The sequence below is a fragment of the Glycomyces salinus genome, from assembly GCF_016428645.1.
GTDB classification, from domain to species: Bacteria; Actinomycetota; Actinomycetes; order Mycobacteriales; family Micromonosporaceae; genus Glycomyces; species Glycomyces salinus.
Genome location: NZ_JAELXW010000076.1, coordinates 33,305 through 48,481, shown reverse-complemented (window position 1 = coordinate 48,481; position 15,177 = coordinate 33,305). Strand labels below are relative to the sequence as shown.

Genomic DNA, 15,177 nt, shown 5'->3' with positions numbered 1-15,177 from the left:
CGAACCGCGCTCGGAACCCGGACGAACCACCGCACCCCGACCGCGCTCGGGACCCGGACGATCCTCCCCGACTACACCCGAGCCCCGCCCCGAACCCGAGCAGGACTCGCCTCGCGAGACCGCCTGCACCGCAACACGCTCCGACCCCGGACCGCCGCCCTTCTTAGGCCGCCCGCCGCGGAAGGCACCCGCGGCGGGGGCCAGCACACACACGACACACCAACCCGAACCCACCCGACCGGGTTCGGGCCCTCGTCGTGCCCGGGACACGGCAGACTATCCCCGACAAGCCGCCCACGCCATTCCGTCGCCGCCAGATCGAACCCCGACCGAGACCGACCCGACAGCCGACAGGAGACGCCACACCGCCTCCCACCTCACCGTCGCCGCCCGACCGAACCCGGCCCACTACGACTCTCGCGATCTCCAAGGCCCGCAGCCCCCGCACTTCGGTGATTCACAGCCCTGCAGGTCCAATATTTCCTCGGACGGTCGGTAGATTGAGGCGCATGGACGCCCTCGACTTCTCTCATCGCGGCCGCACGCTGCGCGGCATGATGCACCTTCCCGATCGCACCCCGGCTCCGGCGGTGGTCCTGTGCCATGGATTCGGCAGCAGCCGGATGGAGTTCTCCAACATCTTCGTCGGCCTCGCCCGGACCCTGGCCGAGCGCGGACTGGCGGCCTACCGGTTCGACTTCGCCGCCTGCGGGGAGTCGGACGGCGAGTTCGCGGACCTGACCGTCTCAGATCAGGTCGACCAGGCCGCCGCGGCGCTGGAGACGGTCGCCGCTCTCCCGGGCGTGGACGCCGAGCGGATCTCGCTGATGGGGATGAGCCTGGGCGGGCTGACCGCCTCGCTGGTCGCCGCGAAGAATCCGGTCCGGTCGCTGGCGCTGTGGGCTCCGGCGGCGGTCGCCGTGTCCGCGAACGAACTCGACGAGGACCCCCGCTGGCCCGACGTCCTCGAACACGGGTACACCGACCGGGGCGGGACACCGATCTACCGGCGGTTCCTGGAAGACGGCCTCGGGATCGACCCGTGGGCCGACGCCGCCTACGACGGGCCGGTCATGCTCGCCACCGGCACCGACGACGAGCTCATCACCGATACGGTCCTCCAGCGCTACCGGGATCTGTACGCCGATCGGCTGGAAGAGCACCGGTTCGAGGGAGCCGGGCACACCTTCGAGACGGTGCCGGCGCGAGAGCGGCTGCTGGAGGCCACCGCGGAGTTCCTGGTGCGCCGCACCTGACGCCCGGGGGCCCGCCCGCCGCCCGGGGGGGGGACGGTGGCGGACGGGCCCTTTTCCGGGGGCATCAGGAAGGCTCTAGGTGAGGACCCGTTCGAAGGCGCTCCGGGTCTGGTCGAAGACCTCTCGGCCGGGGCGGGCCCAGATCTCGTCGTTGAACAGCTCGACCTCGATGGGGCCGTCGAAGCCGGTGGCGTCGACCGCCTCCAAGTAGCGGCGCATGTCGATGCAGCCGTCGCCGAGCTGGCCCCGGCCGGTCAGGACCCCCGCCGGGAGCGGGGTGATCCAGTCGGCCAGCTGGAACGAGGCGATCCGGCCCTCGGCGCCGGCCCGGGCGATGCCGTTCCACACCTCCGGGTCCCACCAGATGTGGTAGGTGTCGACCACGACCCCGACCGCGTCGGCCGGGTGCGGCGCGGCCAGGTCCAGGGCCTCGTTCAGCGTCGTGACCACGCAGCGGTCGGAGGCGAACATCGGGTGCAGCGGCTCGATCGCCAGCGTCACGCCTCGTTCGGCGGCGTACGGGGCCAAGGCCGCGAGGGCCTCGGCGACCCCTTCACGGGCCGTGTCGATCGTGCCGCCCTCAGGGATCGGCCCCGAGACCAGCACCAGCGTCGGCGCGCCCAGTTCGGCGGTCTCGTCGATCGCCCGCCGGTTGTCCTCGATCGCCTCGGCGGTCGGGTCGGTGAAGAACCCGCCCCGGCACAGCGAGGTCACCGGGACTCCGGCGTCGCGGACGAGCTTGGCGGTCTCGGCCAGGCCCATCTGGTGCACCGGCTCCCGCCACAGGCCGATGCCGCTGCCGGTCTCGGCGCAGGCTTCGACGGCCTCGCGCTGGTCCCAGAACTTGGTGGTGGCGTGGTTGAGCGAGAAGCGCTCCAGGATGCTCACCGGCGCCGCCTCTCCGGCTGCCCGGCGACCTTCAGCAGCGCGTTGAAGCGGGACTCGGCCAGGTTCGCGTCCGGGAAGAGGCCGAGTTCGAGGGCCATGTCGTAGACCTCGGTGAGGTGGACGACCGAGCGGGCCGCCTCCAGGCCGCCGACCATCCTGAAGTGGTCCTGGTGCCCGGACAGCCAGGCCAGGAACACCACGCCGGTCTTGTAGTTGAACGTCGGCGTCTCGAAGACCTTGCGGGCCAGCGGGACCGTCGGGTCCAGGACCTCGCGGAAGCCCGCGGGGTCGTGCTCGTCGAGGCGCTGGACGGCCTTGGCGGCCAGGGGCGCGAGCGGGTCGAAGATGCCCAGCAGCGCGTCCGAGTGGCCCCGCTCGTCGCCCGCGATCAGGCGCGGGTAGTTGAAGTCGTCGCCGGTGTAGCAGCGGACGCCGTCCGGGAGCCTGCGGCGCAGCGCGATCTCGGCCTCGGCGTCGAGCAGGCTCATCTTGATGCCGTCGACCTTGTCCGCGTTCTCACCGATGATGTCGACGAACACGTCGGCGGCCTCGCCCAGGTCGGAGGTGCCCCAGTAGCCCTCCAGCGCCGGGTCGAACATCGGGCCCAGCCAGTGCAGGATCGCCTTGCCGCTGACCTCGCCGAGCAGTTCGGAGTACAGCGATTTGTACTCCTCGGGGCCCTTGGCGGTGGCGGCCATCGCCCGCGAGCACATCAGGATCGTGCCGGCTCCGGCGTCCTCGACGACCGCGAGCTGGTCGAGGTAGGTCGCGCGGATCTCCTCGATCGTGGTCGGAGCGGCCGGGAGCTGGTCGGTGCCGACGCCGCAGGCCAGCAGGTCGTCCGGTCCGGCGGCCTCGGCCGAGCGGCGGATGAGCTCCTTGGTGGCCTCCCAGTCCAGGCCCATGCCGCGCTGGGCGGTGTCCATCGCGTCGGCCACGCCCAGTCCGAGGTCCCACAGGTGGCGGCGGTAGCGGATCGTGGCGTCCCAGTCGACGGCGGCCGGGCGGCCCGGTCCGTTGTCGGCGAGCGGGTCGGCCACGACGTGCGCGGCCGAGTAGATCACCCTCGAGTCGAACTTCCGGCTCACAGCTGCAGCTCCTCGAGGTCGATGCGGCGGCCCTCCTTGGCCGAGCGGTAGCCGGCCTCGGCGAGCTGGACGCCCCGGGCGGCGGCCAGGAAGTCGTGGTGCCAGGGGGCGTCGTCGACGACGTGGCGGAGGAACTCCTCCCACTGGAGCTTGAAGCCGTTGTCGAACTCCTCGTTGTCGGGGACCTGGAACCACTGCGAACGGAAGTCGATCGGCTGGTCGATGTCGGGGTTCCAGACCGGCTTGGGGGTGTGGGCGCGGTGCTGGGCGCGGCATTTGCGCAGGCCGGCGATGGCGCTGCCCTCGGTGCCGTCGACGTGGAACTCGACCAGTTCCTCGCGGTCGACGCGGGTGGCCCAGGAGGAGTTCATCTGCACCACGGTGCCGTCGGCCAGTTCGAAGATCGCGTAGGCGGCGTCGTCGGCGGTCGCGGAGTAGGACTTGCCGGACTCGTCGGTGCGCTCGGGGATGTGGGTGGTGACGTGGGCGGTCACGGACTTGACCGGGGAGAGCGTGCCCTCGAAGACGTAGGACCAGTGGGGGAACATGTCCAGGACCATGCCGCCGCCGTCCTCGGCGCGGTAGTTCCACGAGGGGCGCTGGGCGTCCTGCCAGTCGCCCTCGAACACCCAGTAGCCGAACTCGCCGCGCACCGACAGGACCCGGCCGAAGAATCCGGAGTCGACCAGGCGCTTGAGCTTGCGCAGGCCCGGGAGGTAGAGCTTGTCGGCCACCGCGCCGTTCTTGACTCCGGCGTTGCGGGCGTTCCGGGCCAGGCTGAGCGCGTCGTCGAGGTTGGTCGCGATCGGCTTCTCGGTGTAGACGTGCTTGCCGGCCTTGATCGCGGCGTTCACGGCGGCGAGCCGGTGCTGGGTGGAGAGCGCGTCGAAGTAGACGTCGATGCTCGAATCCCCCAGCGCCTCGTCGAGGCTGGTGGTGTACTTGTCCAGGCCGTGGCGGGCGGCGATCTCGGCCAGCTTCTCGGCGTTGCGCCCGACCAGGGTCAGCTCGGGCCAGATGACCGAGCCGTCGGCGCGCTCGACTCCGCCCTGCTCTCGGATGGCCAGCAGGGACCGGACGAGGTGCTGCCGGTATCCCATGCGGCCGGTCACGCCGTTCAGGGCGATGCCGACGCTGATGCGTTCTGTCATAGGGGTCTGCTCCAGACTTGACTATAAAGTTGCGGCTCCGCGGGCGTCCGCCCCCGTCGTCTGCCCGTTCGCGCGTCGATCGGCAAACGCTTTCTCAAGGGTTTTTCTGAAGCATACAGCAAAAGTGCCGCCGGATGAAAGCGGTCGCAGGGGAGATTTGCCCCGCGGCGGGCACCTGCGGGGTCGTGCATCGGCACCGCGGTGGGAGCGGCGGGTGAAAGCCGAGCCTAGAGGTACTGCTCGGTGATCTCGTCGACCTCGCCGCGGGGGGCCCAGATCTGGTAGACGCCGGTGTCGTACGGCTCCAACCCCAGGCTCATGGCCACGTCGGCGCGGCCGCCCTGGTATTCGAGGCGCAGCCAGTCGCCGGACTCGCCCAGCACCAGGAATGGCTCGCCCCGCCAGGTGCAGACGGTGCGCACGTAGAAGAAGTCCTCGAGCTCCTGGATCGGCACGCCGCGCCGGAAGCGGCCCTCGGCGACCTGCACGAAGCCGTCACCGCCGGTCGGCGAGTACAGCCGCACGTGCGCCCCGTCGGGGCTGGAGTCGTACTCGGCGCCGTTCCAGCGCGCGATGTAGCCGTCCCTCACCTCAGGCCCCCTTCCATTCGCGGTTCTCCAGGACCGATGCGGCCTGCTCGTCGGGGGCGGGCCGGACCAGATCGTAGTGGCCGTCCGACGGGTCGCCGCCGAACGCCTCGCCCAGGGCCGAGCCCTCGTAGCGGCCGGGGGCGGCCTCGCCCATGGGCCCGGAGCCGAGATCCGGCTCGGACATCTGGGCCCGGGGCTGGCTCGGGACCGAGCTCGGTCCGGCCTCGATCGCGGCCGGAGCCCCGAATGCGCCTTCGACCGGGACCCACTCGCGGGTGTCACAGTCGAACTCGGCGATCTCGGTGACCTCGCCGCGCGAGTCGATGCGGAGGATCCTGGCGCCGTGCGGCAGCCGCACCGAGTCGACCTTGTGCTCGGAGATGCGCTCCTCACCGGACTCGGACGGGGCCAGGCCGTCGCCGCGGAACGGCGCGGCCTCGACGACCCAGCCGCCGCGTTCGGCGGCCCCGGCGCTGTCGTTGCCGCCGAGCGCGGCCGGGTAGAGGTCGGTACGGTAGCCGATCCAGCGCAGCACGTGGACCGAGTCGTCGGTGGGGCTGAACGCCTCGGAGGTGCGCAGGAGTCCGAGCGCGAGGTAGAGCTGCGCGGGCGTGCGCAGGTGGTCGACCTCGTCGGACGGGTGGACGAAACCGCCGACGCGGTCGTAGCCGCGTTCGAGGTAGAACGACACCTGGTGGTGCGGGATGGTCTTCTGCCACATGATGGGCCCGGACGCGGACTCCGCCTCGGCGGCGCGCGCCTCGGCGGCCTGGCGCTGCTCCATCTCGGTGGCGAAGTCCAGCAGGCCCTTGGCCTCGGCCCACTTCAGCAGCGGTTCGACCTCTGGCCCGGACATGTTCGCCCCGACCTCGGTGCCGGGGTTGACGTACAGGGAGTACTCGACGCCGGGCCAGTGTTGGATGAGCCAGCCGAAGGGCACGGTCGTGTAGGGGGTGTCCTCGCCGGCGCGCTCGGCCAGGCGCTCGGGCGTCGTGTAGACGGTGATGCCGTGGATGCCGTCGACGATGTCGCTGGCCCAGCGGAACGCCGGGTCTCCGACGCGGATGGCCGTGGCGGCGGCGTCGGCCACGGGGAGGACGACGCTGGTGGTCAGCAGGGTCTGGAGGAATCCGGCGGTGTCGCCGCCGGAGGCGGCCTCGGCCAGGCGCGGCTCGGCCTCGGCGCCAGTCAGCTCGACCGGGGTCGGGCCCTGCTCGCGGTGGTGGTGCTGCTCGGCCGGGGGCGTCGGGGGCGGGTCGGCCTGGGCGCCCCGGTTGCCGAAGGCGCTGCCCATGGTCGCGAAGGAGTCGGGGGCCGCGGCCTCGGACTGGGGCGGGCGGCTGGGCTGGGCGAACGGGTCGGAATGCGCGAACAGGTCGGGCTGCCGGTTCGGCTCGGGCGGCGGCGGGGACTGCGCGGCGAACGGGTCGGGCTGGGACTGGTAGCCGGCCCCGGGGTTGCGCTCGGGGAGGGTCGACGGGTCGGGCTGCTGCTCGCGCAGCCAGGCCGGGGCGTCGGGCCACTCGTTCTGGTCGTCGGGCCACTGGGGCTGCTCGGAGAATGTCTCGCCGCGGTCCGGCGCGGGGGCGGCGAAGGGGTCGGCCTGGCTCGGCGGCGGCGGAGCGGCGGGCGGCTCGGCGGTCGGCGGCTGGCGCAGGGGCAGTCCGGCCGGAGTCTCGCCGGCGACGGTCGAGTACTGGCCGGCCTGGTCGTTCTCGGAGTTCCGGCGGGGGGCGGGCGGGACGTCGGGGACCGACGGGGCGGCCGGCATGAAGCTGTTGTCGCGCCGCGGCTGGACCGGCTCCATCGGGTTGGCGAAGGGGTCGGACTGGTTGACCGGGCTGAACGCCTGGTCGGTCGGCGCGGGTCCGTGTCCGGGTTCGGGCGGGGAGTCGGCCGGGACGGTGGTCATGCCCTGGGCGACCTGGCTCACGAACCAGGCCGGGAGGTATCCCTCGATGGGGAGGCCGGGGTTGACGGCGAGCCACCACTCCTGGTCGGGCCAGGCGTCGGCGAGGGCGTTGAACCTCACCCGCCTGGAGGAGCCGGCGTTGTCCCGGAGACACACCGCGAGAGCGGTCTCTGAGGTGAACGCGAGGATGTGGGTGCGGTCGTCGGTGGTCCAGGTGGCCCAGGTGTCGGCGCCGACACTCGTCGGGTCCTCATAGGACAACGGCAGCACGAGCTCGATCTGCGACAGTATCCGGAAGTATCCGTCCTGGTCGTCAGCGCGCAGCGCCTCGCGGAGACGGTGCTCGGTCTCGTTACTGGGTTCCCACATCGATCCCATTCAGCCCTTCTCCCCTATCGGTCTTCGATGGGGCAGCGACGAGAGTACGCGGCGTCCCCTCGCGATCGTCACCGTAACGCGAGGGCGTTGTCAAGTTTCCGTCAGTAGGGCAAAAATAACGAAATCATAAAGACGTTCGCGTGTCGTTCCCGTACTTGAACGATATCGCTGTGTAACGATCCGGGTCTCATGGGGGACCGCCTTGCTCGCTTCACTATCGCATGCGCCAGCGCTACGCTGTTGGCGCTCTTGCCGTCTGCGCCTTCGGAGGCGGTCGATCCGCTCGGCTGGCACCTGCGCGCCATCGACGCCGCGACCGCCTGGGAGACCGCCGACGGCACCGGCGTGACCGTCGCGGTCGTCGATTCCGGTGTGGACGCCGACCACCCGAACCTCCTGGGTGCGGTGCTCCCGGGCCGCAGCTACGTCGACTCCGGCACCGGCACCGAGCCGCGCCTGCTCGCCCTCGGCGGCGATGTCGGCCACGACGACTACGAACGCGCCTTCGCCCACGCCGACCCCGTCGGCCACGGCACCGCCGTGGCCGGGATCATCGCAGGCCGCCCCGAATCGGGCCTTTCCGGCGTCGCGCCGGGCGCCGAGATCCTGCCGGTGCGGGTCCTGGACGACGAGAACCGGTACCACGACTCCTCGATGGTGGCCGCGGCCGTCGAATGGGCAGTGGACAACGGCGCCGACGTCGTCAACCTGTCCCTGGGAGGCCACTACGAGTCCCCGGCCTTCCGGGAGGCGGTCGACTACGCGGCCGCCCACGACGTCGTCGTCGTCGCCTGCACCGGCAACCAGGCCGAGGCCGGCGGCGACGAGCAGGTGTGGTTCCCGGCCAGCGACGCCCGCGTGCTGGCCGTGACCGGCACCGACCAGGCCGGCCGGCGCTGGCCCACCGCCATCACCGGCGGGTCCACCGACCTGGCCGCCCCCGGTGCCGAGCTCACCGCGCCCGAACCGGGCGGCGGCTACCGGGCCGTCACCGGCACCTCCTTCGCCTCGGCGGTGGTGTCGGGGGCCGCGGCGCTGGTCCGCTCGGCCCACCCGGACCTGACCGCGCCCGAGGTCCGCCAGCTCCTGACCGCCACCGCCGGCCGCCCCGGGCCGGGCCTGGGAGCCGGGATCGTGGACGCGGCCGCCGCGGTGGAGACCGACCCCGACCTGCTCCCGCCGCCCCCGGTCGAGATGCGCGCCGCCGCCGAGGCCTCCGGCGCCTGGCCGGTCGCCGCCTTCACGGCGGGGGCCGGAATGCTCTGCGTCTCACTGCTGCTGCGATCACGGCGGCCCCGCAGGGATTCGGCCGAAGCGGCCGCTCCGCGTAACATGGCTGCGTGACCGCCGCCGACGCCCGCAGGACAAATTTATGGCTCGCAAGCTTCGCCAAGATGGCACCGAGACCGACCTGGCCAAGAAGCGCCGCGCCCGCGTCATCGACCGGCTCCTCGCCGCGGCCCACCCCGATGCCCGCTGCGAGCTGGACTACGCGAACCCCCTCGAGTTGGCCGTGGCCACGATCTTGTCGGCCCAGTGCACCGACGTGCGCGTCAACCTGACCACCCCGGCGCTGTTCGAGAAGTACCGGACCGCCGCCGACTACGCCGCGGCCGACCCCGAGGACGTCGAGCGGATCATCCGCCCCACCGGGTTCTACCGCAACAAGACCAAGTCGATCATCGGCCTCGGCAAGGCACTGGTCGACCGCCACGGCGGCCGGCTCCCCCAGCGGATGGAGGAGCTGGTCAAACTCCCCGGGGTCGGACGCAAGACCGCCAACGTCATCCGCGGCAACGCCTTCGGCGTCCCGGGCCTGACCGTCGACACCCACATGATCCGGCTGACCGGCCGCCTCGGTCTGACCGAGGGCAAGGACCCGGTCAAGCTCGAATTCCAGCTCGCCGAACTCATCGACGAGCGCGAGTGGACCATGTTCTCCCACCGGATCATCTTCCACGGCAGGCGGGTGTGCAACGCCCGCAAGCCCGCCTGCGGCGCCTGCACCCTCGCCGCGCAGTGCCCCTCCTACGGCGAGGGCCCGACCGAGCCGGCCGCCGCGCTCGCGCAGCTGCGCGGCTCGGACGCCGAGCGGGCGCGGCTCGCGGCCCTGGCCGGAATCGAGGACGCCGCATGAGGCGCCTCCTCGCCGCCGCGGCCGCGGCCCTGCTCGCGGTCGCCGGATGCTCTGAGCCCGGCGACGAGGGCGACCGGGAGCTGATCCCCGACCAGGACCCCCAGCCGACGTGGTCGGTCGGGTGCGAATCCGGTCCGAACCCGATCGACGGCGTCGGCGAGCTGACCCTGCCGTGCCTGGGCGAGGGCTCAGAGACGGCCGTCGGCGTCGGCGACCGGCCGCTGGTGGTCACCCTGTGGGCCAGCTGGTGCCAGCCGTGCCTCGAGGAGGCCCCCGAGATCGAGGCGTTCTACCGCGCCTTCGGCGACCGGATCGACGTCCTCGGCGTCGACACCGCCGACACCCGGGAGAAGGGCCGGTGGTTCGCCGAGGAGTTCGACTTCACCTTCCCGTCGGTGTTCGACGCCGACGAGGAGCTCCGCACCGCCTTCGGCGTCCCCGGCCTGCCGGGGATCGCGTTCGTGGACCCGGACGGGACCGTGGCCGAGGTCGTCAACGAGCCCGGGGTCACCACCGAGAGCCTGACGGAGACCGCCGAATCGGCCTTCGGACTGGACCTGGAATGACCGCCGAACCGAGTCCGGAGGCCGCCGCACCGCCGTGGTGGGGCCCGCTGCTGGAGAGCTCCCGCGCCGAGACCGGCGAGCGGGTCTCGGCGCCGGCCCGCGACGCGGCGCTGCTGTACTCCCCCGACGACGACGCCCGCACCGCCGGCGTCCTGGTCCTGCTGCGGGAGAGCGGGCCCGGCCCGTCCGTGCTGCTCCAGGAGCGCGCCGGCGGGCTGCGCCACCACCCCGGCGAGATCGCCTTCCCCGGCGGCGCGACCGAGCCCAGCGACGCCGACGCCGCCGCGACCGCGCTGCGCGAGGCCGCCGAGGAGCTGGGGGTCGAAACGTCGACCGTCGCCGTCGGCGGCACGCTCCCTCCGGTGTGGATCCCCGTCTCCGGCTTCGCGGTCACTCCCGTGCTGGCGCTGTGGACGGAGCCGCACCCGGTCGACCCGGTCGACCACGGCGAGGTCGCCGCGGCCCACCAGGTGCCGATCGCCGAGCTCGCCGACCCGGCGAACCGGGGATCGGTGCGCTACCCGTCGGGCCGGACCGGGCCCGGCTTCACCGTGCCCGGCGTGCCGCTGATCTGGGGATTCACCGCCGGGGTACTGTCGTGGCTCCTCGACTTGGGCCACTGGGCAAGGCCGTGGAACACTGGCCGCATGATGCGGCTCGACCCGCGGTAGGCGGGCCCGCCCCTCGACGGCTTGGATTAGGCTCGGCCCGAACCAGGGAGGGTGATGGAGAACGAGGTGCTGTCGACGACCGGCGGCGGCCTGCTGGTCGACGTGATCATCGTTCTGCTCGCGCTCCTGTTCGCCATCAACGGCTACCGGCAGGGCTTCATCATCTCGGCGGCCACCTTCATGGGCTTCCTCGGCGGCGCCCTGGCCGGAGTCCAGCTCGCGCCGTTCGCAGCCGACCTGTACTCCGACCCGCTCGCCAAGCTCGTCGCCGCGCTCGTGGTCGTGTTCACCCTCGCGCTCAGCGGCCAGGCCCTGTTCACCGCCCTCGGCTTCAAGCTGCGCAGGCGCCTTCGGACCCGGAACGGGCGGCGCCTGGACCACCTGGCCGGGCCCATAGTGTCGGTGCTGGCCGTGCTGCTGGTGACCTGGATGGCCGCCGCGCCGCTGGCGAGCTCGGGGATGCACGCGGTCGCCAGTGCCGTGCGCCACTCGAGCCTGGTGGGCACCATCGACGAGAACATGCCCGAAGCGGTCCGGGGCGTCTACGACTCGATGCGCGACTCGCTGAGCACCTCGGAGTTCCCCGACGTGTTCTCCGGGATCGACCCGACCCCGGTGCGCCCGGTCGACCCGCCCGACCCCGAGCTGGCCGCCTCCCAGGTGGTGGTGAACTCCCAGGCGTCGGTGCTGAAGATCCACGGCCGCGCCCCCGAGTGCGACCGGCAGATCCAGGGCTCGGGCTTCGTGTTCGGCGACGACCTGGTGGCGACCAACGCCCACGTGGTGGCCGGGACCGACGAGGTCCTGGTCGAGTCCGGCGGGTCGCTGCTCGAGGCCGAGGTGGTGGTGTTCGACTCCGAGGTCGACATGTCGGTGCTGCGCGTCGACGGCCTCGACGCCCCGGCGCTGCCGCTGACCGACTCGGTGGCCGAATCCGGCGACGACGGGATCGTCCTGGGCTACCCGGGCGGCGGCGGGTACACGCCGACGGCCGCGCGCATCCGCGAGTCGCGGGTCGTCTCGGGCCCGGACATCTACGACTCCGGCACGGTCACCCGCGAGGTCTACCAGCTGTACGCGCAGATCATCGGCGGGAACTCCGGCGGCCCCATCCTCACTTCGGACGGGGAGGTCTTCGGGGTCATCTTCGCTGCCGCGGTCGACGATCCCGAGACCGGATACGCGCTGACGATGGCCGAGGCGTCCGAGTCGCTGGATGAGGGAAGGAATGCAACAGAGCCGGTCGGCACCGGTTCTTGCACGTAATCGTGAGCACACCGCACGAGCGAATCACGCTCGTCCGGGGGCGAATCCGGACGGTTCGGCAGCTCAAGGCTGGGCGTGGCGTCACATAAGCGGTAGGCTGTAGCGGTCGCCGCCGGTCGAAACTGCGATTTTCGGGTGAAACCCCTGCTCGCTTGCCGTACCGCCGCTCACTGTGTGATGCCCGGAACTGCGCTGGCGCATTCATTCGGACGAATGTCGATATCGGCGCCGACAGTGCGCATGTGGATTTACGGGGGTCTCGCTCCCGCAATGCGGACAAGAGGCATAGACTCAGTACTTGCACTAGCGGTGCGTTGAAGAAAGGTGCGAACGGACATGGAAGATGTATTGGCCAGGGCCGCGCTGTTCAAGGGCGTCGACCCCGAAGCTGTCGAGTCGCTCATCAAAGAGATGGAGTACATCGACGTCAACAAGGGCCAGACCGTCTTCACCGAGAACGAGCCGGGCGACAGTCTCTACATCGTCATGTCCGGGAAGGTGAAGCTCGGGCGCCGCTCCGCCGACGGCCGCCAGAACCTGATCGCGGTCATGGGCCCCTCCGACATGGTCGGCGAGCTGGCCCTGTTCGACCCGGGCCCGCGCACCGCCACCGCCACCGCACTGACCGACACCCGGCTGGCTCGGCTGTCCAAGACCGCGCTGCGTCCGTGGCTGGCGAACCGGCCCGAGATCGCCGAGCAGCTGCTGCGGGTCGTCGCCCGCCGTCTGCGCCGCACCAACGACTCCATGGCGGACCTGATCTTCACCGACGTGCCCGGCCGCGTCGCGAAGGCCCTGCTGCACATGGCGAGCCGCTTCGGCACCCGCGACGGCGGCGTGCTGCGCGTCACTCACGACCTGACCCAGGAGGAGCTGGCGCAGCTCGTCGGCGCCTCCCGCGAGACGGTCAACAAGGCCCTGGCCGACTTCGCCGGACGCGGTTGGCTGCGCCTGGACGGCAAGAGCGTCATCATCATGGACCCCGAGCGCCTGGCGCGCCGCGCCCGCGTCTGAGGCCCGGACGATCCAGTGGCGACCCCCGGCCGTTCGGCCGGGGGTCGCCTCATCTCTACGGGTGATATTCGGGTCCGGTTCCCCGCCGCCGAGCCGTGAACCGGCCTCACCGGGCGGCTCGGAGGCGACGGCGGATTCGACGAGTCGCGCTCGTGCGTCTAGACTTCCGTTAACCAACCTCGGAATCTGCTGTAAGGAGCGCCAGTGGCAGGGCAACTGAACGTAGAGGTCGTAGCCGTCGAGTCGAAGGTGTGGACCGGCGACGCGACCGCGGTCTACGCCCGCACCACCGAAGGGGAACTCGGAGTTCTCCCCGGTCACCAGCCGATGCTCGGCGAGCTCCAGGTCGGCAGCGTCGTCCGCGTGCAGGCCGACGGCGAGCCGGAGCGGGCCTGGCGGATCGATGGCGGATTCCTCTCGGTGACCACCGACGGCGTCACGGTCCTGGCCGAGACCGCCGAGGCTGTCGAGCCCACCGCGGCCTGACCATGGTGGAGGCACTGCTCGTCGTCGCCGCTCTGGCGGTGGCAGTCGCGGTGTTCCTGCTCCTCGCCTACGTGCGGCGCTCGGCGCTGTCGCGCTACGGCTCGGTGGCCATGGCCGCCAGGATCTCCCGGCGCATGCCCGGCCGCGGCTGGGCCCCCGGCTTCGCGGTCTACGAGAGCGGCACGCTGCGCTGGTACCGCATGTTCTCCCTCGCGCTGGGGCCCCGGTACACCTTGGCGCGCACCGACCTCGAAGTATCCGAGCGGCGCGAGCCGGTCGGCGGCGAGGCCCAGATCTTCCCGCCCGACGTGGCGATCCTGCTATGCAAGAGTTCGCGCGGCGAGTTCGAGTTGGCGATGACCGACTCCGCCATCACCGGCTTCCTCTCCTGGCTCGAGGCCGCCCCCCCTGGGGGCGGCCTCTTTCGTTAGCGCCCGAGTACTCCCAACGGAGGAAGCGGCTCCCTCCATCGGGGGATGCGAATATCCCTCTCGCAGGTGTGGTTCGCGGCGCCCCGCGCCCCTAGCGTGGAGGCATGCGCAGACACCTCCCCATCGCGGGTGCGCTGGCCTTGAGCCTCATAGCGCTCCCCGCCACCGCCACCGCACAGGAACCCTCCGAATCCGGCCTCGACGAGGCGCTCCTCGAGCAGAAACTCGAGGATTTCCATGAGGCCACCGGATACTCACTCATCGCCGAGGTCCGGGACGGCGACCAGTCCTGGTCGGACTCGGTCGGGCCCCGCAACCTCGAGTGGCCCTGGTTCGACGTCGACGAGGACGATCGGTTCCGCATCGCCAGCATCACCAAGCCGATGGTCGCCACCGTCCTGTTCCAGCTCGACGCCGAGGGCGAGCTCGACCTGGACGGCCGGATCTCCGACCACCTGCCGGGGCTCCTGCCCTACGAGGACGAGCCGACGATCCGGCAGGTCTTGAGCCACACCGGCGGCCTGCCCGAGTACTTCGGCTACCTGTACCCGTCGCTGATCGACAACGACATCAGCGACGTCGTCGACGGCCACCGCGAGCACTACAGCGCCGAGGAACTGGTCGAGATCGGCACCCAGGACCCGCAGCTGTTCGAGCCGGGCACCGACTGGTCGTACTCCAACACCGGCTACATGGCGCTCGGGCTCCTCATCGAGGAGGTCACCGGAAGCAAGCTCCGCCACGAGCTGCGAGAGCGAGTCTTCTGGCCGGCCGGCATGTGGGACTCCTACCTGCCTCCCGGACGCGCCTGGGGGATCTGGGGCCCGAACCCGGTGCCGTACTTGACCACCGGCGACGAGGACGATCCGCTGTTCGACACCACGCGGCTGTCGAACAGCCAACTGTGGGCCGCGGGCGGGGTGATCTCCACCACCGAAGACGTCAACGACTTCTGGGACGCCTACCTCGACGGCACCCTCCTGACCGCCGAGCAGTTGGACGAGGCGTCCGAGTTCGTCGACACCGACTTCGGCTTCGGGTACGGGCTGGGGCTCATGGAATACCAGATCTGCCCCGAAGGCGAGGCGTCGATCGGCCACAACGGCGGCGGCCTGGGCCACCAGACCCTGTCGTTCCACTCCCCCGACGGGGACCGCGACATGACGTTCACGATGAACGTCGACGACCGCCACGGCTACGCCGACCCCGAGGAGTTCCAATACGCCTACGCCGGGCTCCTCCTGGCCACGATGTGCGGCCTCGACATCGACGACCTCGAAGCCGGCCAAGCCTCCACCCTCACCGACCAACTCCCGTCCGAGGAACCCGCACTACTCTGAACA

The 15,177-nt window shown here is 71.3% G+C and carries 15 protein-coding genes; 10 read left to right on the top strand and 5 right to left on the bottom strand.

Going from position 1 to position 15,177, the window contains the following annotated elements; genetic code table 11:
- Positions 1 to 509 precede the first annotated feature (509 nt).
- Complete coding sequence (locus tag JFB92_RS18575) at positions 510 to 1,256, top strand: alpha/beta hydrolase family protein (RefSeq protein ID WP_199042301.1); 747 nt, start codon at positions 510 to 512, stop codon at positions 1,254 to 1,256.
- Positions 1,257 to 1,331: 75 nt separating this feature from the next.
- On the opposite strand, the gene JFB92_RS18570 is transcribed toward JFB92_RS18575, so the two are convergent.
- From JFB92_RS18570 to JFB92_RS18550, 5 genes are all read right to left on the bottom strand, one after another.
- The gene (locus tag JFB92_RS18570) at positions 1,332 to 2,135 is read right to left on the bottom strand and encodes a sugar phosphate isomerase/epimerase family protein (RefSeq protein WP_199042308.1); all 804 of its coding nucleotides are present in this window, start codon (positions 2,133 to 2,135) and stop codon (positions 1,332 to 1,334) included.
- Between the two features lie 5 nt (positions 2,136 to 2,140).
- Positions 2,141 to 3,232 (bottom strand): dihydrodipicolinate synthase family protein, encoded by a 1,092-nt coding sequence (locus JFB92_RS18565; RefSeq protein ID WP_199042299.1) that lies wholly within the window; start codon positions 3,230 to 3,232, stop codon positions 2,141 to 2,143.
- Entirely contained in the window at positions 3,229 to 4,383 is a 1,155-nt protein-coding gene (locus JFB92_RS18560) for a Gfo/Idh/MocA family protein (protein WP_199042297.1), read from the bottom strand. Before JFB92_RS18560 ends, JFB92_RS18565 begins: the two co-directional genes overlap by 4 nt.
- Before the next feature lie 227 nt (positions 4,384 to 4,610).
- On the bottom strand, positions 4,611 to 4,973 hold the full coding sequence (locus tag JFB92_RS18555) for a UCP033725 family protein (RefSeq protein WP_199042296.1): 363 nt from the start codon (positions 4,971 to 4,973) through the stop codon (positions 4,611 to 4,613).
- 1 nt (position 4,974) lies between these two features.
- On the bottom strand, positions 4,975 to 7,254 hold the full coding sequence (locus tag JFB92_RS18550; protein WP_199042293.1) for an SseB family protein: 2,280 nt from the start codon (positions 7,252 to 7,254) through the stop codon (positions 4,975 to 4,977).
- A gap of 258 nt (positions 7,255 to 7,512) precedes the next feature.
- Here JFB92_RS18550 and JFB92_RS18545 point away from each other — a divergent pair, with 258 nt between their 5' ends.
- From JFB92_RS18545 to JFB92_RS18505, 9 genes are all read left to right on the top strand, one after another.
- The gene (locus tag JFB92_RS18545; RefSeq protein WP_199042291.1) at positions 7,513 to 8,607 is read left to right on the top strand and encodes a S8 family serine peptidase; all 1,095 of its coding nucleotides are present in this window, start codon (positions 7,513 to 7,515) and stop codon (positions 8,605 to 8,607) included.
- 28 nt (positions 8,608 to 8,635) lie between these two features.
- The gene (gene nth, locus JFB92_RS18540) at positions 8,636 to 9,400 is read left to right on the top strand and encodes an endonuclease III (RefSeq protein ID WP_199042289.1); all 765 of its coding nucleotides are present in this window, start codon (positions 8,636 to 8,638) and stop codon (positions 9,398 to 9,400) included.
- Positions 9,397 to 9,966 carry a TlpA family protein disulfide reductase gene (locus tag JFB92_RS18535; RefSeq protein WP_199042287.1) on the top strand — a complete coding sequence of 190 codons (570 nt, stop codon included), beginning with the start codon at positions 9,397 to 9,399 and terminating at the stop codon, positions 9,964 to 9,966. Before nth ends, JFB92_RS18535 begins: the two co-directional genes overlap by 4 nt.
- Positions 9,963 to 10,637 carry an NUDIX hydrolase gene (locus JFB92_RS18530; protein ID WP_199042285.1) on the top strand — a complete coding sequence of 225 codons (675 nt, stop codon included), beginning with the start codon at positions 9,963 to 9,965 and terminating at the stop codon, positions 10,635 to 10,637. Before JFB92_RS18535 ends, JFB92_RS18530 begins: the two co-directional genes overlap by 4 nt.
- Before the next feature lie 54 nt (positions 10,638 to 10,691).
- A complete protein-coding gene (locus JFB92_RS18525; RefSeq protein ID WP_199042283.1) occupies positions 10,692 to 11,903 on the top strand; it encodes a MarP family serine protease in 1,212 nt (403 codons plus the stop codon).
- A gap of 336 nt (positions 11,904 to 12,239) precedes the next feature.
- A complete protein-coding gene (locus tag JFB92_RS18520; protein ID WP_199042274.1) occupies positions 12,240 to 12,917 on the top strand; it encodes a Crp/Fnr family transcriptional regulator in 678 nt (225 codons plus the stop codon).
- Between the two features lie 204 nt (positions 12,918 to 13,121).
- On the top strand, positions 13,122 to 13,403 hold the full coding sequence (locus JFB92_RS18515) for a F0F1 ATP synthase subunit epsilon (protein WP_199042273.1): 282 nt from the start codon (positions 13,122 to 13,124) through the stop codon (positions 13,401 to 13,403).
- A 2-nt stretch (positions 13,404 to 13,405) separates the two neighbouring features.
- Positions 13,406 to 13,834, top strand: coding sequence for a DUF2550 domain-containing protein (locus tag JFB92_RS18510; RefSeq protein WP_199042272.1), 429 nt, complete (start codon positions 13,406 to 13,408; stop codon positions 13,832 to 13,834).
- Positions 13,835 to 13,938: 104 nt separating this feature from the next.
- Positions 13,939 to 15,174, top strand: coding sequence for a serine hydrolase domain-containing protein (locus JFB92_RS18505; protein ID WP_199042271.1), 1,236 nt, complete (start codon positions 13,939 to 13,941; stop codon positions 15,172 to 15,174).
- The last annotated feature ends 3 nt before the right edge of the window (positions 15,175 to 15,177 follow it).